Source organism: Jeotgalibacillus sp. R-1-5s-1, from assembly GCF_004405105.1.
Classification (GTDB): Bacteria; Bacillota; Bacilli; order Bacillales; family Jeotgalibacillaceae; genus Jeotgalibacillus.
In genome coordinates this window covers 67,426-89,989 of the sequence record NZ_SORW01000008.1, presented here as the reverse complement: position 1 = coordinate 89,989, position 22,564 = coordinate 67,426, and the positions used below count along the sequence as shown (strand labels likewise).

22 protein-coding genes are annotated in these 22,564 nt (G+C 45.2%); 4 read left to right on the top strand and 18 right to left on the bottom strand.

Annotated elements, in window-relative coordinates; genetic code table 11:
* Positions 1-66: 66 nt before the first annotated feature.
* Positions 67-1,152, top strand: a complete 1,086-nt coding sequence (locus E2491_RS04360; protein ID WP_134373311.1) for an FUSC family protein — start codon at positions 67-69, stop codon at positions 1,150-1,152.
* Positions 1,153-1,520: 368 nt separating this feature from the next.
* Here E2491_RS04360 and E2491_RS04355 read toward each other — a convergent pair whose 3' ends face one another.
* The 6 genes from E2491_RS04355 to mutY form a co-directional block, all read right to left on the bottom strand.
* On the bottom strand, positions 1,521-3,266 hold the full coding sequence (locus E2491_RS04355) for an ABC transporter ATP-binding protein (RefSeq protein WP_134373309.1): 1,746 nt from the start codon (positions 3,264-3,266) through the stop codon (positions 1,521-1,523).
* 61 nt (positions 3,267-3,327) lie between these two features.
* On the bottom strand, positions 3,328-3,873 hold the full coding sequence (ntdP, locus tag E2491_RS04350; protein ID WP_134373307.1) for a nucleoside tri-diphosphate phosphatase: 546 nt from the start codon (positions 3,871-3,873) through the stop codon (positions 3,328-3,330).
* 802 nt (positions 3,874-4,675) lie between these two features.
* Positions 4,676-4,924 (bottom strand): YgaB family protein, encoded by a 249-nt coding sequence (locus tag E2491_RS04345; protein WP_134373305.1) that lies wholly within the window; start codon positions 4,922-4,924, stop codon positions 4,676-4,678.
* A 165-nt stretch (positions 4,925-5,089) separates the two neighbouring features.
* Positions 5,090-5,272 (bottom strand): gamma-type small acid-soluble spore protein, encoded by a 183-nt coding sequence (locus tag E2491_RS04340; protein WP_134373303.1) that lies wholly within the window; start codon positions 5,270-5,272, stop codon positions 5,090-5,092.
* Positions 5,273-5,330: 58 nt separating this feature from the next.
* Positions 5,331-6,077 (bottom strand): enoyl-[acyl-carrier-protein] reductase FabL, encoded by a 747-nt coding sequence (gene fabL, locus E2491_RS04335; RefSeq protein ID WP_134373301.1) that lies wholly within the window; start codon positions 6,075-6,077, stop codon positions 5,331-5,333.
* Complete coding sequence (gene mutY / locus E2491_RS04330) at positions 6,074-7,189, bottom strand: A/G-specific adenine glycosylase (protein WP_244093879.1); 1,116 nt, start codon at positions 7,187-7,189, stop codon at positions 6,074-6,076. Before mutY ends, fabL begins: the two co-directional genes overlap by 4 nt.
* 195 nt (positions 7,190-7,384) lie before the next feature.
* Here mutY and E2491_RS04325 point away from each other — a divergent pair, with 195 nt between their 5' ends.
* Positions 7,385-8,368, top strand: a complete 984-nt coding sequence (locus E2491_RS04325) for a metal-dependent hydrolase (RefSeq protein WP_134373299.1) — start codon at positions 7,385-7,387, stop codon at positions 8,366-8,368.
* A gap of 46 nt (positions 8,369-8,414) precedes the next feature.
* On the opposite strand, the gene E2491_RS04320 is transcribed toward E2491_RS04325, so the two are convergent.
* Complete coding sequence (locus tag E2491_RS04320) at positions 8,415-8,684, bottom strand: YfhJ family protein (protein WP_244093878.1); 270 nt, start codon at positions 8,682-8,684, stop codon at positions 8,415-8,417.
* Positions 8,684-9,022, bottom strand: a complete 339-nt coding sequence (locus E2491_RS04315; protein WP_134373295.1) for a YfhH family protein — start codon at positions 9,020-9,022, stop codon at positions 8,684-8,686. Before E2491_RS04315 ends, E2491_RS04320 begins: the two co-directional genes overlap by 1 nt.
* Positions 9,023-9,127: 105 nt before the next feature.
* Here E2491_RS04315 and E2491_RS04310 point away from each other — a divergent pair, with 105 nt between their 5' ends.
* Entirely contained in the window at positions 9,128-9,784 is a 657-nt protein-coding gene (locus E2491_RS04310) for an SDR family NAD(P)-dependent oxidoreductase (RefSeq protein WP_134373292.1), read from the top strand.
* 238 nt (positions 9,785-10,022) lie between these two features.
* Here E2491_RS04310 and recX read toward each other — a convergent pair whose 3' ends face one another.
* Complete coding sequence (recX, locus tag E2491_RS04305) at positions 10,023-10,835, bottom strand: recombination regulator RecX (protein ID WP_134373289.1); 813 nt, start codon at positions 10,833-10,835, stop codon at positions 10,023-10,025.
* Positions 10,836-10,932: 97 nt separating this feature from the next.
* Here recX and E2491_RS04300 point away from each other — a divergent pair, with 97 nt between their 5' ends.
* Positions 10,933-11,838, top strand: a complete 906-nt coding sequence (locus E2491_RS04300) for a TIGR01777 family oxidoreductase (RefSeq protein ID WP_134373286.1) — start codon at positions 10,933-10,935, stop codon at positions 11,836-11,838.
* 35 nt (positions 11,839-11,873) lie between these two features.
* On the opposite strand, the gene E2491_RS04295 is transcribed toward E2491_RS04300, so the two are convergent.
* The 9 genes from E2491_RS04295 to E2491_RS04255 form a co-directional block, all read right to left on the bottom strand.
* Entirely contained in the window at positions 11,874-12,815 is a 942-nt protein-coding gene (locus E2491_RS04295; RefSeq protein ID WP_166805782.1) for a phosphotransferase enzyme family protein, read from the bottom strand.
* Positions 12,816-12,884: 69 nt separating this feature from the next.
* Positions 12,885-14,276 carry an aldehyde dehydrogenase gene (locus E2491_RS04290; protein ID WP_134373280.1) on the bottom strand — a complete coding sequence of 464 codons (1,392 nt, stop codon included), beginning with the start codon at positions 14,274-14,276 and terminating at the stop codon, positions 12,885-12,887.
* Between the two features lie 250 nt (positions 14,277-14,526).
* Positions 14,527-15,180: a vWA domain-containing protein gene (locus E2491_RS04285; RefSeq protein WP_134373277.1), complete on the bottom strand. Its 654-nt coding sequence runs from the start codon at positions 15,178-15,180 to the stop codon at positions 14,527-14,529.
* A 94-nt stretch (positions 15,181-15,274) separates the two neighbouring features.
* The gene (locus tag E2491_RS04280; protein WP_134373274.1) at positions 15,275-16,279 is read right to left on the bottom strand and encodes a macro domain-containing protein; all 1,005 of its coding nucleotides are present in this window, start codon (positions 16,277-16,279) and stop codon (positions 15,275-15,277) included.
* A 220-nt stretch (positions 16,280-16,499) separates the two neighbouring features.
* Positions 16,500-17,867 (bottom strand): 23S rRNA (uracil(1939)-C(5))-methyltransferase RlmD, encoded by a 1,368-nt coding sequence (gene rlmD / locus E2491_RS04275; RefSeq protein ID WP_134373271.1) that lies wholly within the window; start codon positions 17,865-17,867, stop codon positions 16,500-16,502.
* A gap of 4 nt (positions 17,868-17,871) precedes the next feature.
* Positions 17,872-18,738 carry a DNA-3-methyladenine glycosylase family protein gene (locus E2491_RS04270; protein ID WP_134373268.1) on the bottom strand — a complete coding sequence of 289 codons (867 nt, stop codon included), beginning with the start codon at positions 18,736-18,738 and terminating at the stop codon, positions 17,872-17,874.
* A 304-nt stretch (positions 18,739-19,042) separates the two neighbouring features.
* Positions 19,043-19,810 (bottom strand): delta-lactam-biosynthetic de-N-acetylase, encoded by a 768-nt coding sequence (pdaA, locus tag E2491_RS04265; RefSeq protein WP_134373265.1) that lies wholly within the window; start codon positions 19,808-19,810, stop codon positions 19,043-19,045.
* A gap of 92 nt (positions 19,811-19,902) precedes the next feature.
* On the bottom strand, positions 19,903-21,438 hold the full coding sequence (locus E2491_RS04260; protein ID WP_134373252.1) for a fumarate hydratase: 1,536 nt from the start codon (positions 21,436-21,438) through the stop codon (positions 19,903-19,905).
* A gap of 865 nt (positions 21,439-22,303) precedes the next feature.
* Positions 22,304-22,486: an SE1561 family protein gene (locus tag E2491_RS04255; RefSeq protein ID WP_134373240.1), complete on the bottom strand. Its 183-nt coding sequence runs from the start codon at positions 22,484-22,486 to the stop codon at positions 22,304-22,306.
* Positions 22,487-22,564 lie beyond the last annotated feature (78 nt).

The following is a 22,564-nucleotide window of genomic DNA, read 5'->3' as shown; positions in this document are numbered from 1 at the left end:
TATTGCCAGGCACAAGTTCCTGGCAATAATAACGTGAATTACGCCAAGAAAGGACTCAATTTTACGATGAAGCTAGGAGCCCGCGTCTTAAAGACGGGAATTGCCATCGTCCTTGCTCTGTATTTAGCTGAACTGCTCTCACTGCCATCTCCTATATTTGCCGGAATCGCAGCAGCATTCGTTGTTCAGCCGACTATATACCGGTCATTCGTTTCTATACTGGAACATATCCAGGCGAATGTCATCGGTGCAGCCGTTGCCGTTATTTTCGTTCTATTGTTCGGAAATCATGTCGTTGTGATCGGCTTTGCAGCAGTTATAACGATTACAATTATTCTAAAACTGCGGATCGAAACAACAATCGGCCTTGCACTCGTAACACTGATCGCCATCATGGAAGTTCAGAACGAAGACTTCATCACATTCGCTCTATTACGATTTACTGCCATTATGCTAGGGGTCTTATCATCTTTCTTAGTCAACCTGATCTTCATCCCGCCTAAGTATGAAACGAAATTATTCTATAAAATTTCCACTACAACAGACGACATGATTAAATGGATCAGATTAAGTACCCGACGTGCCACAGAGCACCAGCTGTTAAAGAAGGATATTGAAAAATTTAAAGAGCGCTTAATAAAAATCGATCAGATTTACCTTTTATACAAAGAAGAACGTGGAATTATTAAAACAAATTCCGTAGCAAAAACAAGGAAACTTGTAGTCTACCGCCAGATGATTTCCACCATGCGCAGAAGCTTTGATATCCTGAAGCGACTGCACCGTTTTGAAAATGATATCAGCCACGTGCCTGAAGCCTTACAGCTGATCATCCAGGAGCAGCTTGACTGCCTCATGAGCTATCACGAACAGCTGCTGCTTCGTTTTGCCGGTAAAATTAAGCCGGTTAATGAAAATGAACAGCTGAATCATACGTGTATGAACCATAAGGAATTGACGGATATTTTTATGGAGGAAGTTAATAAAGCAAGAGATGAAGAAGATAGCAGCGGATACCACCTTCTGCACGTTTTGTCATCAATGCTTGAATATGAGGAGCATTTATCCCACCTCGACACGCTGATTGCCAGCATGCAATCCTACCATCAGGACGACAAGGAAATCGTTTTACCTGAGCGGGATGCGGAATAATTTTATGATATAAACCGGGCAGGAGGTATCCTTCGCTTTCCTTTGTCTAGCTGCGGCGACTAGCCCCTCGAGGTCATAAGTCAAAGCTGAACGAGGGCGAAAATCAGCCCTCTTTTCATCTTCGCCTTATGCTTGTCGGGGCTGGACGAGTCTCCTCCGCTTTTCTTGGTGGCCGGGCGGTGAACCCCTTGTGCTCCGCACAAGGGGTTCACCTGTCCCTTTCCGCCACAGGAGTCTACGGATACCTCCTGCCCTTTATAATGAATTATATATTTTCAGCAGAATACTTTAATATAATATTTAGAAAAAAGCGATCAGACATGATGGATATCTGATCGCTTTTTAATTACGAAATATATTTTAGACTTCTAATCCCCCAGCTGCTGTACCTGAAACAGGTTATAGTAAAGACCCTGTTTCTGCATGAGCTGTGCGTGCGTACCGCTTTCGGCGATTTTCCCATGGTTAATCAGGATAATACGGTCAGCATGTGTGATCGTTGATAACCGGTGTGCCACGATAAAGGTGGTACGGTCTTTTGCGAGTTTTTCAATGGATTCCTGAATCAGGTGTTCACTCTCAAGGTCAAGTGCGGACGTGGCTTCATCCATAATGAGAATCGGCGGATTTTTAAGGAAGACACGCGCAATCGCAACGCGCTGTTTCTGTCCACCGGATAATTTCACACCACGTTCACCCACTTTTGTATGGTAGCCCTCAGGCAGATCCATGATAAAGTCGTGTGCATTAGCCGCTTTCGCAGCCGCAATCACTTCTTCATCCGATGCATCGGGATTTCCCATTTTAATATTCATCATGACGGATTCACTGAACAGAATATTGTCCTGCAGCACCATTCCGATCTGGTTTCGCAGGCTTCTCGCCTGAACATCACGGATATCCGTTCCATCAAGCAGTACGCGCCCTTTCGTCACATCGTAAAATCGCGGAATGAGGCTGACAATTGTTGATTTACCTCCACCACTCATTCCAACGAATGCAATGGTTTCACCCTGTTTTACGTGCAGGTGAATATCCTTTAATACCTCTTCTTCATTTTCATCGTAGGCAAATGAGACATGATCAAAGTACACGTCACCACGTACATTTTTTACTTCTTTGGCGTTTGGTTTGTCATCCACATCATACTTTTCATCTACGAGTTCAAATACACGGTCCATCGAGGCAATCGACTGTACAAGTGTGGTTGAGCTGTTCACGAGTCTTCTCAACGGATTGTATAGACGCTCGACGTAAGCAATAAAGGCGACCATCACACCAAGGGAAAGGTCTCCATTGATCACATTATAGCCCGCATAGCCGATGACGATGAGCGGCGCAATATCTGTGATTGTATTTACTACAGCAAATGCTTTTGCATTCCACTTCGTCTGATCGATGGCTTTATTAAGAAAGTTGCCGTTTTTCTTATCAAAATTTTTCTGTTCATGCGGTTCCACGGCAAAGCTTTTAATCACACTCATTCCCTGTACACGTTCATGCAGATACCCCTGAACTTCAGCGAGTGCCTGTGAACGGTAGCGTGTAAGAGAACGCAGCCTGCCAAAGAAAAACTGAACTGAAAATGCATAAAAAGGAAACACAATCAGTGCAACAAGCGTCAGCTTTACATCATATGACATCATAATCGCAACCGCTATCAAAATCGTTGCAATATCAAGCCAAAGGTTCATCAGACCCGTCATGACAAAGTTCTTAGTCTGTTCGACATCATTTATTACCCGGGAAATGACTTCTCCTGCACGCGTATTGGCGTAGTACTTAAAGCTCAGCTTTTGCAAATGAGAAAACAGCTGGTCGCGTATATCGAATAGAATCTTATTACTTGTCCACTGCGCAAAATACTGACGGTAATACTCCACAGGCGGTCTCAAGATAACAAACAGAACCATGGCTCCCCCGATCAGCCAGTAGAGCTGGTTCAGCTTCTCATCCGTTGTCATATTACCGCCGATTATATCATCAATTACATACTGGATTAAAACCGGGATCAGCAGCGGAATCGCAAACTTAATCACACCAATAATAAGCGTGAAAATGATTTGCCATTTATAAGGTGCGACAAATTTCATATATCTTTTGATACTATCCATCAAAATCCCTCTCTTTCAACCATGAAAAAACCTGTTGAAGCTCAACAGGAAAAATAACTCATTATTCTTTTAAACGATATCTCTTCTGAAACAGATATCTGCTGTACCATACATCAATGAAATCTGGCGCAAACGGTCCGCGCCTCTGCTTAATCCAGCGAATCAGTTTATCCACATTACGCTGCAGGATGCGGTCAATCACATTCGGGTAGCCCATCAGCTTACGGTGCTCCTCATACTCATCCTCATCAAGAAGTGTATAGGACATATCCGGATATACCTTAATATCAAGGTCATAATCAATGTACTTTAAAGCGCCATCTTCGAATACGAAGGGAGAACTTATGTTGCAGTAATAATAAACCCCGTCTTCACGGAGCATACAAATAATATTAAACCAGTGCTCAGCATGGAAATAACAGATCGCCGGTTCACGCGTCAGCCAGGTTCGCCCGTCCGATTCAGTGACGATCGTCCGGTCATTACCGCCAATGACAATATTACGCGTCCCTTTCAGAACAGTCGTTTCCTGCCAGACCCGGTGTATAAGTCCATCATGCTTATAGCTGTGAATTTGAATACTTTGCCCTTCAACTGGTAGCGTCATCCTCCATCTCCTGCCTTTAACTGCGTGATTTACATTTTCCTGTACTGTATACAGGTCCGCTCATGTATGTATTGTCCCATTATACCCTTTTCATAATAAAAGAGCCACCCGGACGAATACGGGTGACTCTTTTGAGTATTGAAGATAAAACCGGGCTTGACTCACCCTTCGCTTTCCTTTGTCTAGCTCCGACGGGCAGGGACTAGCAAACTTCCCGTCCCCTCGTCCGATAAGTCAACATCAGCTCACTATGTTCGCTGTGTTTCCTTTATCTCCGTCGGGACCGGTCCAGTTTGTACGTCCCTAAACACCCGCCTCCGCTTTTCCATGGCCGCGCGGTGAGCCAGCTAGTGCTCCGCACTACACTGTCTCACCTGTCGCTTCACTGCCGCAGGAGTCTTCGGGTGAGTCAAGCCCTCTGATGAATTCTCGACCGGTGAACCAATTCTAAGTAGTTCTTAGAATTTATTTAGTCAAAAGAGTGTGAAAAACATGCTCAAGATAAAGCTGGTTAATAAATCATTGAAAGTTCAACAACTGATACCAAGAACTACATGGATTTTAATGAGGGTTAACTAGTTGTTTATAAGTTGATTTTAATCTGAACAAGCCATCACTATAGTCTGTGTAAAATCAGCTGGTCATTCACAATCAATAGGGCAGGACATATCCGGAGACTCCTGTGGCGGAAAGGGTCAGGTGAAACCATTGTGCGGAGCACAAGGGGTTCACCGCCCGGCCACGGAAAGCGGAGGATATGTCCTGCCCGGTTTTTTTAAGTTTAAAGGATGATCTTTCTTAGTCACAAATCAGGTTTGGTGTGGTATGACTCGATTACTTCGTTCATTCTTTTATCAAACATTTCCTGCACGTGTTTGAGTTTCTGATCAAGCTCTCTCAGCTGGTAGCCAATATGTTCAGCAGATTCCTCAATGTTCATCGACGCTAAAAAATCCATCATTTTTTTCTTCTTTTCTTTTTCAGCGTACAGATAAAGAAGCTCCTCTGCGATTTCCATTTGCTGATGTACTTTTTCTTTGAATAAGTTCATGGTGAAATCCCTCCTGAGTATAAGTGATTCCACTTTTGATTTCGAATCCCTTTGACTAGTTTTGTCGGATGACGGAGAGTGTTCGACATAAGAAGCGACTGTGTTTTGAGACTGCAAAGTACTAAAAAGAAGCTGACAGTGAGTGACTGTCAGCTTCTTTTGATGTTAGCGTGATTGCTTGTTGTTTGCAGGCTGGTTCTTTTTGCTTTCTGATTGCTGGTTTTGTCTTTTTACTTCTGCAGCATTTGTTTCTGATGCAAATTCAGCACCGTATTGTCCAGCAGCATTTTGCTTTTGTACTTCTTCAACGTTTGTACCTGTTTGTGTTTTGTTTGTTTGCTTTTTCATGGTTTTCTCACCTCCACGAACATTAATATGACCGTTTCGGGTGAGAATTATTCATGATTTACACGAGCAGTGAACGGCCGCCATCCACGATGATGGTCTGGCCGCAAATCATCGATGAATCGTCTGATACGAGGAATTTAATGGTCTTGACGATGTCATCGATTTCTACCATACGGCCTGCAGGTGTTTTGCTTCTCGCATCTTCAAGCAGCTCTTCTCGATTCGGAAAATGAGTCAGTGCTTCTGTATCAATCGCACCGCCTGAAACGGCATTTACCACAATTTTCTTTGGCGCAAGTTCTACAGCAAGGTAACGTGTTAAGGCTTCGAGCGCGGCTTTAGAAACGCCGACTGTCGTGTAATTGTCGAGGTAGCGGATCGATCCGAGCGAAGAAATGCTGACGATTTTTCCGCCTTCTTCCGGCATCAGCTTGACCGCTTCCTGAGCACAGAACAGCAGTGCCTTACTGTTAATATTCATTGTCCAGTTCCAGTGAGATTCCTCAAGCTCCATCGCGGGGCGGAGTACACCGGATGCAGCATTATTGATGAATACATCAAGTCTTCCGAAATGGTCTTTGATCTGTTCAAACATTTGCTTGATCTTTTCGTTATCTCCAACATTTGCTCGAACAATCAGCACTTTGCGGCCAAGCGCTTCAATTTCAGCAGCTGTTTCCTGCGCCGCTCCTTTACTGCGTGCGTAGTTAATGACAATGTCGTATCCTTCTTTAGCCAGTGCAATGGCTGTTGCTTTTCCTACTCCACGGCTGCTTCCCGTTACTAACGCTACTTTATTAGTCATTTGTCTCTCTCCTTGTGACGTTTTATCCATTCATTTGCTATCTTTCTGTGTGAAACCGGCATCGCCAGTTCGTGAATCCTCTCTAATGAGGCCCACTCAGTTTTTTCAGGAAGTGTGGTTTGTGGAATGAGTGATTCCGCTGTAACCACATTCATTTTCCAAACCAGGTGCGTAAAAATGTGATCCTGCTTCATCCATTCCGTGTCCTTGACTTCTGCTTCAATGTAAAAATCCGAATGAAGGAATTGTACGGTTTGCTGAGCCGTTTCTGATTCAGGCAGCTTTTCAAAGCTTGGGAACTCCCACAGGTTTGCAAGCAGTCCCTGCTCCGGACGCTGTGTCACCAGTACCTCACCCTTTTCATTTTGAACGATGGCAGTCAGAAGCTCAATGACTTTTGATGATTTCTTTTTCGTTTTTACCGGCAGCTCTCGCTGGGTTCCCTGCCTGAATGCTTCACAATGTTCCTGAACCGGACATAACAGGCATGATGGCGACGTTGGCGTACAGACAATCGCGCCGAGCTCCATCATCGCCTGGTTAAAGTAAGACGGGTTATCTTTTGAAATTAAGTGTCTCACTGCCTGTTCAAAGATTTTTCTTGTGGAAGGTTTTGCGATATCGTCCCAAATAGATAGTATTCTGGATAACACCCTCATTACATTTCCATCTACCGCAGGCTCGGGACGGTTATAGGCAATACTGAGTACGGCACCGGCTGTATATGGTCCTACTCCCTTTAATGTTGAGATTGCTTCAGGCGTATCAGGAACCACACCTGCATAATTTTCATGAACTTCTCTGACAGCAGCCTGAAGGTTACGGGCTCTGGAATAATACCCAAGCCCTTCCCATGCCTTTAACACCTTTTCCTCCGGCGCTTCTGCCAAGGCCTGAACAGTAGGAAATTGTTCCATGAACCGGTTAAAATAAGGGATGACGGTATCCACTCTCGTTTGCTGCAGCATAATTTCAGAAACCCAGACACGGTAAGGGTCCTGATTCTCACGCCACGGCAGGTCACGCATTTCTTTTTCAAACCATCCGATCAGATTAGTCTGAAACTGGGCAACGTCTGTTTTATGCAGCTGGTTTTTTAGTTCTTCATTCACAATTATCCATCCTTTATGTTAGTTCACGTTATATGGGGGAATATAAGTATTGGGACTGGGCTTATTCTAGAAGCGATGTCCCATATACCCCGGGCACATCTGCGAAAAACAGACCGATTTCTTATTGCAAGATCAGTCCGATATGAGCAATAATAATGAAAACATAGACTTTACATCAGGAAGGGAGGGGTTGTCTTGGATACAGGAACCCATATCGTCATGGGGTTTGCAATCGGCGGACTTGCAGCGATTGATCCTGTCGTCGCAAATGACCCCGCAACAGCACAAAGCGTTCTGATCGCCGTTGTCATAGGATCTCAGGCACCGGACGCAGATACAGTTTTGAAACTTCGAAACAATGCTGTTTATATCCGGCACCATAGAGGAATCACACACTCCATTCCGGCTGTTATGCTCTGGCCGATTGCCATTACGGCAGCGATTTATCCGTTTTTCCCGGAAGCCAACCTGCTTCACCTTTGGCTCTGGACATTTTTAGCTGTTTTTCTTCATGTGTTTGTCGATATTTTTAACAGCTATGGCACCCAGGCTTTACGTCCATTTTCTTCTAAATGGGTTGCACTTGGTGTGATCAATACGTTTGATCCGATTATCTTTGGTATTCATGTAATCGGCCTCATGATCTGGGGATTCGGCGCTGATCCGGTCCCGACATTTCTGATCATGTACGCCATTATCGCCGGCTACTATGTCATCAGGTTTATGCTCCAGTCAGCTGTCCGATCTTCAATCAGAAAACGGATTCCGGATGCAGAAAACGTGATCATTGCGCCAACGATCCGGTTCTATCAGTGGCGTATTGCGGCCGAAACAAAGGAACATTTTTATGTAGGGAGAGCCTACGGACGTTCTGTTACGATTTATGATAAGTTTAAGCGTAAATCCGTTCCGGACAATGAGATTTTTGCTAAAGCAAAAACGGATAAAAATGTTTCAGCTTTTCTGTCGTTCTCACCACTGTACCGCTGGGAGCTCGTTGAAAGCGATGATCAGTATGAAGTGCGTTTTATTGACCTGAGATACCGCAGTAACGACCACTATCCATTTGTAGCCGTTGTCCAAATGGACAAAGAGTTTGCTATTCTAAGCTCTTACACCGGCTGGATCTTCAGTGAAGAAAAGTTACAGAAGAAACTCGATTTTCTTCCTAACGAATAACCAAAGGGGCATTCCAGCGATGGAGGCCCCTTTTTCATTGTGATATTTACTGCTTTACATCATCATCGCCGCTTAGAATGGCCGCATACCTTTCGTTCATCGCCGCAATTTCATGAATTCTTCCCCCATAGCTTTGAATCCATTGTTCCACCACGCGCTGAGCCATTTCCTGTCCCTGATATTCATATCCCGCTTTAGCGTAAGTTGCCTCGAAATCCTCTTTCAGCAGATCAATCAGCATGCCTGCTTTTTCGTATGAAATATTTGTATCTTTCGAGCGCAATAATTGGATGAGTTCATCTCTTTGATGATCCATCAGGCTTCTCCTCCTTTCGATGACTGCTCCAATAACGAAATCGGAAGTGCCTCAAGCTCCTTCTCGCCGCCAAGACGGTACCCCCAGGCAAACACACCATTCAGATAATCTATTTTAAAATACACACCCGGATCGTGCTTAATCGCATAAACCGTTCCCTTTTTAAAATCTTTCGGGTTTAATAAATAGGCTTCTGCCATAATCGCCTTACGTTCAAGCACAGCAAATTCATTGACGATCCCCAGCTGTTCAGCTTTACGCGCCTTTTCTTTTAATGTGGCAATTTCCTGTTTTAATTCCTGCTCAGTCATTGTACTGTAGCGTTTTTCTGTTGTCATGATTCAACACCTCATTCAAAGTATAAACGAAAGTATCAGCGAAACAAACCGTCAGATATGTTAGACTCAAGCAGAAAAGATTATCTATTGAAAGTGGGATGTTACATGAAGCCAACTGCCATCATCACAGGTGCCGGAACAGGCCTTGGAAAAGAACTCGCAAAGCTGTTAAGCAATGATTATCATATTGTACTTGTCGGCAGACGTGCAGCGCTGCTAAACGAAGTTTCTGCGGAGATCAGCGGGACTGCGATACGATGCGATATTACAAAAGAAGAGGATCTCGAGAAACTTTATAAACAGTTGAAGTCACAAGACCTCCTTCCCGTTGAGCTCGTTGTCAACAATGCAGGGGTCGGTCATTTTGGCCCACTCAATGAAGCACAACCGGATGAATGGGATGAAATGTTTAAGACGAACGTCAAGGGGCCGATGCTGCTGACGAAGGTCCTTTTACCGGAGATGAAAGCCGCCGGAAAAGGTACGTTTTTAAATATTCTTTCCACTGCTGCCTTACGCGGTAAAGTAAATGAATCAGGCTACGTGGCATCAAAATTTGCTTTTCGCGGATTCTCGGAAAGCCTAGCAAAAGAAGTTGAGCCAGCTGGCATTCGCGTTGTCCGTGCCTATATGGGTGGAATGAATACACCGTTTTGGGATGAGTCGGATCACGTGAAAAATCCGGGGAAGATGCGCTCACCGAAGGAAGTCGCCGAAGTGATTGTTAAGCGGATGTGGGATGAGGATGAGATTGAAGTTTGACGGGCGGAGTTAGGAGTTAGGATGAGAGCCTGGCTGGTTCGCAGGATTTCGGCTGACGTTCTCAAGATTTCGTGGCTGGTCCGTAAAATAATCGATGTGTTTCAAAGTATCCGGGCAGCGGTTCACAAAATTTTGCCCGGGCTTCGCAAAATCAGGCCATATGACCTAACCTTTTCTTAAAACAAAACAGACCACACCTATTGCTCGCAACAAAGCGATGGGTGTGGTCTATTTTCATCTAATCCATATCCTCGTTATCATTCAACTCCCCAATCGCCCACTCGATCTCATCCATTGAAAACCCTTTACGGTAAAGGGTCTGCTTCATTTTTTGTTCGTATTCGAAGCCTTCGAATTTACGGCTGTATTTGTTGTGGGCTTTCTTGGCCTGGGTGAGGACGGCTGCCTTCTGGTCCTCTTCGTCCCGCTCGATGGTCAGGTTTGCCAGCACAAAAGCAACGGTTTGTCCGCTGTAGCCTTTTCGGCTGAGTGTGTCCTGCGTTTTCTTTTTAATCTGAAGCGGGGAAAGCTTTTGGTTTTTCTTCACGACCTTTTCCATGATGCCAATCGCGCGGTCGTTCCATTCTTCTTCGGGCGTTTCGCTGATGATTGACTCAATAATGTCGTTGGATACACCTTTTTCGCGCAATCCGTTTTTTATTTGAATCGGCCCTTTATCCGTTGTATTGATCTGGGTATTATAGTAAGCCTGGGCAAAGGACTGATCATTTACATAGCCGTAATGTCTGAGCTTGTGCAATGTTTCACTGATCGCAGCATCACCCATCTCCTGCTCCTTCAGGTGATCCTCGATTTCCTTTTCAGAACGCATCCGGTAGCTTAAGTATACAAGCGCTTTATTGAAGCCTTTACGCACTTCATCCTCATATTCAATTTCACCGATATCAAAGTCAGTCAGCTCTTTATTTTTCTGCAGCTGATACTGAACAAGGACTGCTTCATCCACACTGAATGCGTAGACACCGTCAAGAAAAATATTGTACCGTTCTTCATTGCGTTTCTGTCTGGTGATTTTCGTGATAACCGGCATGAACAGCACCTCCTTTTCAAACTGTAACACATTTAAAGAAGGTTTTAATAAGAGAAAGAGGGAAATAGTAGAGTAGATAAATGTGGAGGGATGCCCGATGAATATTCTTGTCAGTGGAGGAACGGGTTTTGCAGGGAGATCGCTAACCCGCTTATTAACAGATGAAGGTCATAAAGTATTTATTTTAACAAGAAATCCGGATAAGCCGGCTAAAGCAAATGTTACTTATGTGAAGTGGCTGGCTGACGGTGCAAAACCTGAAGAAGGACTGCCGGAAATTCACGCCATCGTCAACCTTGCCGGGGAATCAATCAATAACGGCAGATGGAATGAGGAACAGAAGCAGAAGATTTATGACAGCCGGATGGAAGCGACAGATGAGATTTTACGAATCATCCGCTCCATGGATCAGCCTCCTTCCGTACTTATCAACGCCAGCGCGATTGGCTGTTATCCAGCTTCCGAAACGAAAATCTACACAGAAAAGTCCGAGGAACGCGGTACAGACTTTCTGGCCGAAACCGTCATTGACTGGGAACGTAAAGCCCTTTTGGCGGAAGATGAAGGCGTCCGGGTTGCGTGCGCACGCTTTGGCATTATTTTAGGAAAAGAGGATGGTGCGCTGCCGAATATCGTTCTTCCTTATAAAATGATGGCCGGGGGTACGGTTGGAAGCGGCAGACAGTGGCTGTCTTGGATCCACCACGAGGATGTTGCCCGCGCTGTGCTGTTTGCGATTGAAAACGAAAAGCTTGAAGGGCCGTTTAACGTGACCGCTCCAAACCCGATGCGGATGAAGGAATTCGGTGAAACGGTTGGGAAGGTGTTAAACCGCCCGCACTGGATGCCGGTTCCGGGATTTGCCCTGAAGCTTGCACTCGGCGATAAAAGTGCGCTTGTACTGGAAGGACAAAAGGTACTGCCGAAGGTACTGGAGGAGCATGGCTTCACCTTCAAATACCCGTTGCTGCATGATGCACTGCGCGAGATTTATGACAAATAAACGTCCAGCCCTGAGGTCAAGTCTTAACCTCAGGGCTATTTGTATTCTTTCTCTTCTATATATGGTATCCCATCTCTCAGCCTGTTTTCCATATCCGCTAAAAATGTCTTCTGCCAGTCTGTCATCGTCCATTTTTCCGAAAAGACCGGATATAAAAATGCATCCCGGATCGCAAGTGCAGGCTCCATCTGACTGACCATCTCATCAGTCAGCGGATGAACGGAAACGTATCCGTTTAAAAGTCCCTCATACAATCGTTTTGGCAAACCTTTTTCCTCCGGACGGAACGATTTCCCCTGCCAGATCGCATGATAGAAGGTGACGGCGAGATCATACATTTTCCAGTCCATCATCGCATCATCAAAGTCAAAGGCGGTGAAGGAGTCCCGATCAACGAATAAATTCCCCTGGTGAAAATCATGATGAATGAATCCGTATGTTTCCTTTGAAGTCGGGGTCTGTGTGAACTGCTTCAGGTTTTCTGATGTCCATGCCCGAAATTCCTCCGGCAGTTTTGACAGGATGTTCTCCGGATCCGGTTCCCTGACAGTTCTCTTTCTACGATGGAGCGTTTCTGACTTCATCTGATCAGAGACAAGGTGCATGCTGCCGATGTAAGCCCCCCACTTTCTGAAAAAGTCATCGTTCCAGCTTTTATCGAGGACTCTCATCAGTGTCCCTGGTGCCCTTTCAAAAAGGACAGCATGATAGACTTTATCCTCTATACGAAGTTCATGAATGAAAGTACCATTCAACAGCACTGGTGCAGCCGCATTTACGCTATGTTCATTTAATAAACGGATAAAAGTCAGTTCTTCTTTGATCTCTTTTTTTGTACGTTGACTTTGTGGCCTCAGCCTGATGATGCGCGGCTTTCCCTCATGCTCAACTTTGTAGACATGATTCTGGTAACCGCCAATCGTCGGCTTAATCCGGTTTTCGTTCAATCCCAGCCACTGCGCAATATACGCTTTCACTTCCCCACCCCCATTTAGAAAAAGGCTGGAACCTGCGCTGACGAGAGCGAGTTGTTCCAGCCTGATTGTTTATCCTAACAGTTTCTTAATTGTATCAAGACTTGTTTTATACGGAGGGAAAGCGAGCTTAACATCAACTTTCGTACTCTTTTTCATCATGCTCTTTCGGTGTGTAAATGTATCAAAGCTGTGCTTTCCGTGATACGCATTCACACCAGAATGACCCACGCCGCCAAACGGCAGATATTCATTGGATACATGGCTCAGCGTATCATTGACACATCCGCCGCCAAATGAAATACGTGACAGCACTTCATTTTCAGTACGGCTGTTTTCCGTAAATACGTACAGTGCAAGCGGTTTTGGATGTTTGTTGATCATTTCAATTGTAGCGTTCAAATCCGTATACGTTAAAACGGGTAGAATCGGACCGAAAATCTCATCCTGCATCGCAGCAAATGACCAGTCTGCCTGATCAAGGATCGTCGGCTCAATAAATTTATCCGAACGGTCATGGTTACCACCGTAGACAATCGCTTCACTGTCTTTTTCAAGAATGTCCTTGAGGCGGTCAAAATGTTTCTCATTCACGATGCGCCCGTACTCCGGATTCTGCTGAATCTGTTCACCGTAAAATTCCTTTACAGTCTGCTTCATCTTTTCCACAAGCTCATTCTTCACGCTCTCATGGACCACCAGATAATCCGGTGCAATACACGTCTGTCCGGCATTAATCAGTTTGCCCCACATAATGCGGCGTGCCGCTTTCTCAAGGTCAGCCGTCTCATCAATAATGACAGGACTTTTCCCGCCGAGCTCCAGCGTATGGGGTACAAGGTTTTTAGAAGCAGCCTCCATCACGATTTTCCCAACCGGCACACTGCCCGTGAAAAACAGATAATCAAACGGTGCATTGATCAACAGGGAGGTTTCTTCCTTTTCTCCCTCTACAACTGTGATGTAAGCCGGATCAAAGTGCTCTCTCACCATATCTCTTACTACTGCTGAGGTTTCAGGTGTACTTTCAGAAGGCTTCAGCACCGTACAATTCCCGGCAGCCATTGCGCCGATCAGCGGTTCAATCAACAGCTGAAACGGATAGTTAAACGGACCAATGATGAGCACACTGCCATACGGCTCTTTTACAATAAAGCTTTTTGATGGCATCTGAAATACCGGCGTTTTTACCTTTTCGGTTTTGGACCATGACTTCACGTTTTTAATCATCGATTTAATACTCTTCAACGTGAACCCGATTTCAGTCACATACGCTTCAAATTCATTTTTACCAAGATCCTTTTTCAGTGCATCCAGGATCTTCTGTTCATTTTCTTTGATCGCATCCTGCAGTCTTTTCAACTGGTTAATGCGAAAAGATACGTCTCTCGTAACACCGCTGTGAAAAAATGTTTTCTGTTTCTGAATCAAATCAAGAACGTCCTGTTCGGTCTTTATACTCAATGCGATTCCTCCTCTTCCAGCAGGTATCAGTTCGTTCCGATACAAGTCTGGTTACAATGTTAACCTGTGTCATCATGCTTCTCTTGTTTATTTTATCAAACCGCACGACACATGTGGGTATTGAAGCGTTTTCGATCCGCTTCACGGCAACCTTTTCAAAGAAAAAAGAGCCTATAAATGACAGGCTCTTTTATCATCACTATTTGTTTTTATCCGATTTCTATACAGTTCAAACAAATTGGCCCGCCTATCACTTCCGGTCTCCTCTATTTTTGACATCCTTTTGGATATCCTCAAAGCTTGATGCTTCAACCTTTCCAGCCTGTCGAAAAGAGGTAACCGTCTGGTCCATGACCTTAAAATTCAGCTCCGTCCCCTCACTGTCAGCGAGATAATCAACTGCCCGCTCCGGCGCGATACCGTAACAGCCGGCTGTCTGGACGGCATCAATATTGGCACCAAGAAAAATAAATTCCCAGCCTTCTTTCTCCTTATGCCATTCAATTTGCGCCTTCACCTTTGCAGAAGAATATTCCCGGCTGCTGTTTTCCTCGCCATCTGTGATGATGACAAACAAGACGTTTTCAGCACGCTCATGATCGGCCGCGTATTTTTGTGAAACACTAATCGTGTCAATCGTCCGGCCAATGGCATCCAGCAATGCTGTTGACCCGCCTACCCTGTATTCCTTTTCCGTTATTTCATGTGCCTGTCTGATATCCTTCCGATCATGAAGCAGCTCATAACCGTCATTAAACAGCACAGTCGTCAGACGGCACTCCCCCTCTACCTTCCGCTGCTTATGAAGCATCGCATTGTAGCCGCCAATCGTATCTTTTTCGAGGCCGCTCATTGACCCGCTCTTATCCATGATAAAAACTAATTCAGTTAATCCCTTTTTCATTACTGTGTCCTCCTTAAGCTTTGTGATGACTTAAGGATACCGGGTTTTTAAAAATGAGCGGTCGCTTTAAAAGCGACATTGATAAGTGAAGTGTTCAGCTGCCTAAAAGTGCCTGGTCGTATTTAAACAGCACCTCATTAATCTCAAAAATATCGTACTTACCGCTGGTGATAAAGTACTCAATAATGACATCGAATTTATGGCTGTGGGATAATGCGTAACCCGCCTTTTTCAGGAGATCATTTGTTTCGTCCAGGGAAAGTTCAAGCGCTACTGCGAGTGCGATGACCGTTTTCTTGCTTGGCACATATCCTTTGCCGGTCCTGATCTTTGAAAACAGCTTTCGGTCAATGTTCGCACGCTTATAAACCTCTACATCCGTTTTCTTCTTTTCATCAATTTTTTTAAGCAGCGCAACCGAAAACGGCTCATCCAGATTCTCAACCCATTCATCAATCGGCATCGCGCTGTTAAACTGAATTTCCTTGTCTTCCAGCCTATCCTCCATTTCATAAATAGACTGCTGTTCCAGCTTAAGCAGCCTGCGTTTTGAAGTGGTGTATTCCTCAACATAATGTTCATCGATATAGCTGTCGACCTCACCCATCAGCTCACTGCTGATCGTAAACGCCGACTTATCAAACACAGCGAGCGTGACATCCAGTTCATGATCCATAAGAAAATCCTGAATAGAAGCCGTTGCCACCTTTAGCGCCTCACCCTTCGGATAACCGTAAATACCGCTTGAAATAAGCGGAAACGCAATGCTTTCACACCCATTTTGGACTGCAAGCTCCAGTGAATTAAAGTAAGCATGCCGCAGGTGCTGTTCACTCTGCTTTTTCTCAGATTCCTTATATACAGGGCCTGCCGCATGGATAATAAACCTTGCCGGCAGTTCAAAGCCCGGCGTGATCACAGCCTCACCCGTTTTGATTGGAGCGAGCTGATCACAGGCAGCCTGAAGCGCTGACGATCCAGCCGCTTTAAAAATCGCCCCGCAAACCCCGCCACCCATTTGCAGCGCCGTATTGGCAGCATTCACAATCGCATCCACTTTCAGCTTTGTAATGTCCTGTCTGACGATGGTAAAAGGCATTGATGTCACTCCGTTTCGTTGAAGTTATTTTGGTTGTTAAAGTATGGTGTGTTTTGGTTTATGTAAAATTCGTGAATCGACTTAAGTTTGATATAACATCATCTGAATTAAGTATGAACAAGACCTTCCATTTGTGTCTACTTTTTCTCTCAATCTCTTTTATGGTGAACAAGAAAATCCCCTGGACCCGTGTCCAGGGGATTAAGATTTAATGAATCACTTACTTCAACACAAGCTTTGTTACACTCTCAACCTGACTCGTCTGCGGGAACATATCAACCGGCTGAATATATTCCACTTTATACGCTTTAGATAATAGCTTTAAATCCTTTGCAAGTGTTGACGGGTTGCAGGATGTGTAAACAAAAGTTTTCGGCTTCACAGCAAGAATGGTACTGATCAGCTTTTCATCAAGACCTGTTCTTGGTGGGTCGACAACAACGACGTCAGGCTTAAAGCCGTCTTTTTGCCATTTGAACATCCATTCCTCTGCTGTACCTGTCTGGTAATCAAAGTTTTTTACGCCATGCTGTTCTGCGTTTCTTCTGGCGTCAAGAATAGATTCCTTCACCACATCCATGCCGCGGATCTCTGATGCTCCTTTTGATAACCAGAGTCCGATTGTGCCTGAACCGCAGTAAGCGTCAACGAGCTTTTCTTTACCTGTCATGTCCGCTGCTTTTTTTACTTCATCGTACAGCTTGATCGTCTGCGTCGGATTCAGCTGGAAAAACGCACGCGCTGAAAGGTGATACGTAAATTCATTCATCTTTTCAGCAATCGTTTCTTTCCCTGACAGCAGGATCGTTTTCTTACCGAAAATGACTGACGTTGAAGATGGATTAACATTTTGCATAATCGACTTCACTTCAGGCATTTTCGTCTCAAGGTTGCGGATCAGCTTGTCTTTATGAGGCAGGTCGTCTGTTGCTGTCACCAGCACGATTTGCACCTCACCCGTTTCAACGCCAACCCGTGTAACAATCGTTCTGATGACACCGTTTTTCGTACGCTCGTTATAAATTGGAATCTCAAGCTTTTCAAGCTGCTTTCTCACAACCTGCGTTGCTTTATTCGTTTCCTTGCGCTGCACGATACATTCCTTAATATCCACGAGCTGATGGGAATTCATGCTGTAAAGACCAGCCACGACCTTCTTCCCCTTTTTCTCTGTCTGGAACTGACTCTTATTCCGGTAGTGCCACGGATCTTCCATGTCAATCGTGTTTTTAACCGGAACGTCCAACAAGTCCTTTGCATGACGCTCAATCGCCTGATGGATGAGGTCTTTTTTAAACGCAAGCTGCTGCTCATATGTGACATGCTGCAGTTGACAGCCTCCACATGCTTCATAAACCGGACATGGTGCTTCCACGCGATCCGGTGAAGGTTTTCTGATCGTCTTGATTTTTGCCTGGGCAAAATTTGGTCTGACATCCGTTACTTCAGCGACAATTTCTTCGCCAGGCAGCGCACCCGGTACGAACACAACCTGCTTTTTGAAATAACCGACACCTTCTCCATTTATTCCGAGACGCTTAATCGTCAGCGGAAATTCCTGCTTTACCTGTATATCGATCTGTTTCATTCCGTCACTTCCCTGTTTCTATGCTCCGCCACAAATAAAGGGAGGCATAGCTTAAATAAGGAGACCAGTCCTTTTGCCACTCCACCATCTGCTCTATTGCGGGCTTATCCTGTAATTCAAAATGTTTCTTCAACGCGTTCTGGATGCCAATGTCACCCATCGGAAAAATATCCATACGTCCAAAACCAAATAATAGCACACTCTGCGCGGTCCATGGGCCAATTCCGCGAATCGCGGTTAATTCTTTGATGATTTCTTCATCTGATTTCTCTTCAAGAGCATGAAAATCGAGCTCACCGGATACCACCTTTTGACCAATCCCGATCACGTATTCGGCTTTCCGCTGACTGAACTGCAGCGCTCTCAGCTGTTCCGGTTCGATCGCAGCGACGATTTCCGGCTCCGGATAAAACCACACACCATTGATCTCTTCACCAAAAGTCGTCACAAACCGCTTCGTCAATGTAGCCGCAAAGCTCATATTCAGCTGCTGATGAATCACACTTTTTAACAGGGCACTGTATGGAGACGGCTCCAGAACAAGCGGTGTTCCTGCATGCTCCTCAAATACACTGGCAAGATTCGTTTTTTTGAAATGGTCGCTAATGGGATGGAGGCCTTTGTCGATTTGCAGGATATGCTTGGCAAAAGCAACTGCTTGATCGTGATGATCCTTAACTGAAATGCGAAAAGACGGCTTCTCTTTCGTTCCGGTAAACTGTATTATCACAACCTGCTTCTTCTCTTCTTTAAACGGAAGAAAGAGTGTACGCGTTTCTTTATTCATTTTCACTAAAGGATCGAGACTCATCCGCTCAAGTACGCGGTCGAAGTCGTAAGGTCCTGCTATTTCTACTTCTTCATGCCACATCTGTGATTCATCCTTTTTGAATTAGTATAGCATCTGGATGGAGGGAAAATAGAGAAACGATACATTCCTTTTTTGAAACGATACAATTAGCCACTTTGAACGAGTAAAATCAGTTGGGGAACATGACAAAAAATCCGATTTTGACGTGTAACGATACAATAAAAACCTGATTCATTACATATAAAATTTGAAACAGAACAATTAATTTTTGAATCGATTGAAAAACAGACCGGAACAGTACAATTCGCACTACACCCCCAAATTTAAAAAAGCCACCCTCAAAGAGTGGCTCTCAATCATTTACTCAGCTCTTCTTTCCAGTCAAATGATCCAGTGACTCGAACTTATAACCCTGCTTCTTCATATCCTTAATGACACGCTCAATCGCGTCTGCATTATCCTTTGAAACGGTGTGCAAAAGGATCACCGCTCCGGGATGCAGCTGCTTCATGATTTCGTTGTAGGCAACGTCCCCGCCACGCGGCTTTTCGTGATACCAGTCCACCCAGGCGAGCGACCAGAACACATGCGTGTAGCCTTCCTCTGTTGCTACTTCAAGGGAACGTTCGTTGAAGACTCCTTCAGGCGGACGCACATAGTGCATCTCCTTCTGCCCTGTCAGCTCTTCGGTTATCTTTTTCACCTTCGCCCATTCCTCTTTCATCGCCTCTTCTGAAATGGTCGAAAAGTTCGGATGTCCCCATGAATGATTCCCGATAATATGCCCTTCCTTCACCATTCTTTTCACAAGCGGCTCTGCACTTTCCAAGTAATGACCTGTCAAAAAGAACGTGGCTGGAACCTTTTCTTTTTTCAGCACATCCAGGATCTTTTCCGTGTGGCCATTTTCAAAGCCGTTGTCAAACGTAAAATACACAACCTTTTCATCCGGCGACCCTTTATAAAAGGCGTCATGCTTTTTCAGTACCTCATTATACTCAGCACCTGCATCCGGCTGCTCACCATTTACACTGCGTTTAAACCCCCACGAATAAACCTGCTGTGCTGCTGCCGTTAAAGGAATACTCAAACATAACATGACACATACTATTCCCAGTATCGATTTTTTCATCTTCCTCCTCCTTTCATTTACAGGATGTGCGGAACGCGTGCTTCGATACATAGTAAAAGCACCCACCTGAAGTGAGTGCTTGATATAAATCATTATTTAAATACCGGCTCTTTAAAACGTGACAGTTTTTCGAGTGATGATTGGTCAACGTCCTTATGCAGGCTGTTTCCGTGCGCATCCATGGTGACAACCGCTGTAAAACCTTTCACACGCAGGTGCCACATCGCTTCCGGCACGCCAAACTGCATCAGGTCAACGCCTTCCACTCCCTGAATACAGTCAGCATAATACTGTGCCGCTCCGCCAATTGCGTTCAGGTAAACGCCGCCATGCTCTTCAAGTGCCTTCAGCGTTTTCGGACCCATGCCGCCTTTACCGATGACAGCGCGGATGCCAAATTTCTTCATGATATCACCCTGGTAAGGCTCCTCACGGATGGATGTTGTCGGGCCGGCTGCTTTGACGTGCCAGTTGCCTTCCTCATCCTTCAGCATAACTGGTCCGCAGTGGTAAATAACCTGACCGTTCAAATCAACCGGTGAATCATGATCGCTCAAATATTTATGGATCGCATCACGGCCCGTGTAAATCATGCCGTCGATCTGCACAACATCTCCAACCTTTAAGCTGCGGATCTGTTCTTCAGAAATTGGCGCTGTCAGCTTCACAACTTCCGGCTGCTCATCTGGTGTTTCAGCCTGCTCTGCATCAAACGAGATTTTATCTCCTTCCTGATACAACCATTCCTGAATCTCACCGCTGACAGCATCTACCGTAATTCCTAAACGGCGGAATGCCCAGCAATTATAAGCAACAGACACAAAAAAGCTCGCAGGAATTCTGTGCATGACTCCTACCTTACAACCAAGAAGCGTCGTCTCACCGCCAAAGCCCATCGTGCCGATGCCGAGCTCGTTGGCATGCTCCATCACATACTCCTCAAGCTTTCTCAAATCCTCATTCGGGTTCACATCATCAGACGAACGGAATAGCTGCGCTTTTGCCAGGTCATAACCTGATGAGCGGTCTCCACCAATCCCGACACCGATAAAGCCTGCACTGCAGCCCTGCCCCTGCGCCTGGTACACAGAATGCATGATACACTTACGAATACCATCCAGGTCACGACCCGCACGGCCTAATCCGTCCAGCTCACAAGGAAGGCTGTACTGAATATTTTTATTTTCACATCCGCCTCCTTTTAAAATCAGGCGGATATCAATCGTATCCTTTTCCCACTGCTCATATTTAATTACAGGAAGACCCTCACCAAGATTGTCCCCGCTGTTTTCACCTGTGATGGAATCAACCGAGTTCGGACGCATCTTCCCATCCTTCGTCGCTCTAACCATCGCATTTTTAATCGCCTTTGTGATCTCCAGCTGGTTCACTCCGACTGGCGTTTTAATTTTAAATGTTGGTAATCCTGTATCCTGACAGATCGGCGACACTTTCTCATCGGCCATCTGAATATTTTGCGTAATCGTCGCCAGACTCATCGCAGCCCGTGTCCCGGCATTCTCCTGCTCCTTCGCTTTACGGATCGCACGGCGCACATCCTTCGGCAAATTCGTCGATGTTTCCACAATCAAATCATACAAGCTGTTCTCAAGCGTCTGCACATTCATCTATGTAGTCCCCTCCCAATAAAATCAACGATTCCATTATAACCCGGCGCTTTAACGAATAAAAGGGGGATTGTAAACGGTTACTTCATATTGAGGTTTTTTATATGAATAGCCGGGCCGGATTCCCCCTTCGCTTTCCATGGCCGGGCGGTGAACCCGCTGTGCTGCGCACATCGGTTTCACCTGTCCCTTTCCGCCATAGGAGTCTACGGGGGAATCCGGCCCTCAGATAAAGTGACCATTATTTTTCTTTTTGTAAGGAATAACAGAGTGACGCGGAGAAGGTTGTGCTGTTAGTTGAGCTTGATTCGCGTCAAGCAGGAGCATATTTGAAAACTCTTTTAGTATATTTAGCTACTCTACCCATTTATTTGATAACTCTATAAGGATCCAGGGCGGGGCACATCCTCCGCTTTCCGTGGCCGGGCGGTGAACCCGCCTGCGCTTCGCACAGTCGGTTTCACCTGACCCTTTCCGCCACAGGAGTCTGCGGATGTGCCCCGCCCCTCAGATAAAGTGACCATTAATTTCTTTTTTAAAGAAAGACAGAGTGACGCGGAGAAGGTTGTGCTCATAATTGAACTTGATTCGCGTCATACAGAGAGATTCAAAGCTTTGAATGGTTTTATATAGAACATTCTATTTGTAAAGAAAAAGATTATATTTCTCAAGGAGGACAGGTGCCATACATAGACTCCTGCGGCAGTGAAGCGACAGGTGAGACAGCGTAATGCCAAGCATTAGCTGGCTAGCCGTTGGAGCTAGACAAAGGAAAGCGAAGGATGGATTCAGCCCGGTTTCATCATAAAAACCGCACAAATGTGATCCATTCATGCGGTCATCTTTACATATTCATATCAAGCAGTTACTCAGATTTCTTGAACTGCTGTACTTTTAATTCCAAATCATCTACCATCTGAATCATACGATCAATGTCTTCCAAATCAGTACTTTCAGGGTCTACTGACTCAAGTACTTCCAAAAACATCGATAAACGCTGTTTTAGATAAAGCACCTGTGAGTCATTATCATGAATGGCATTACCCATATTTGCCCCTCCTTTCAAATCCTCCATTATCGTAACGGATTCGGATTCGTTGTGCAACTTTTCCATGAATGTTCATTG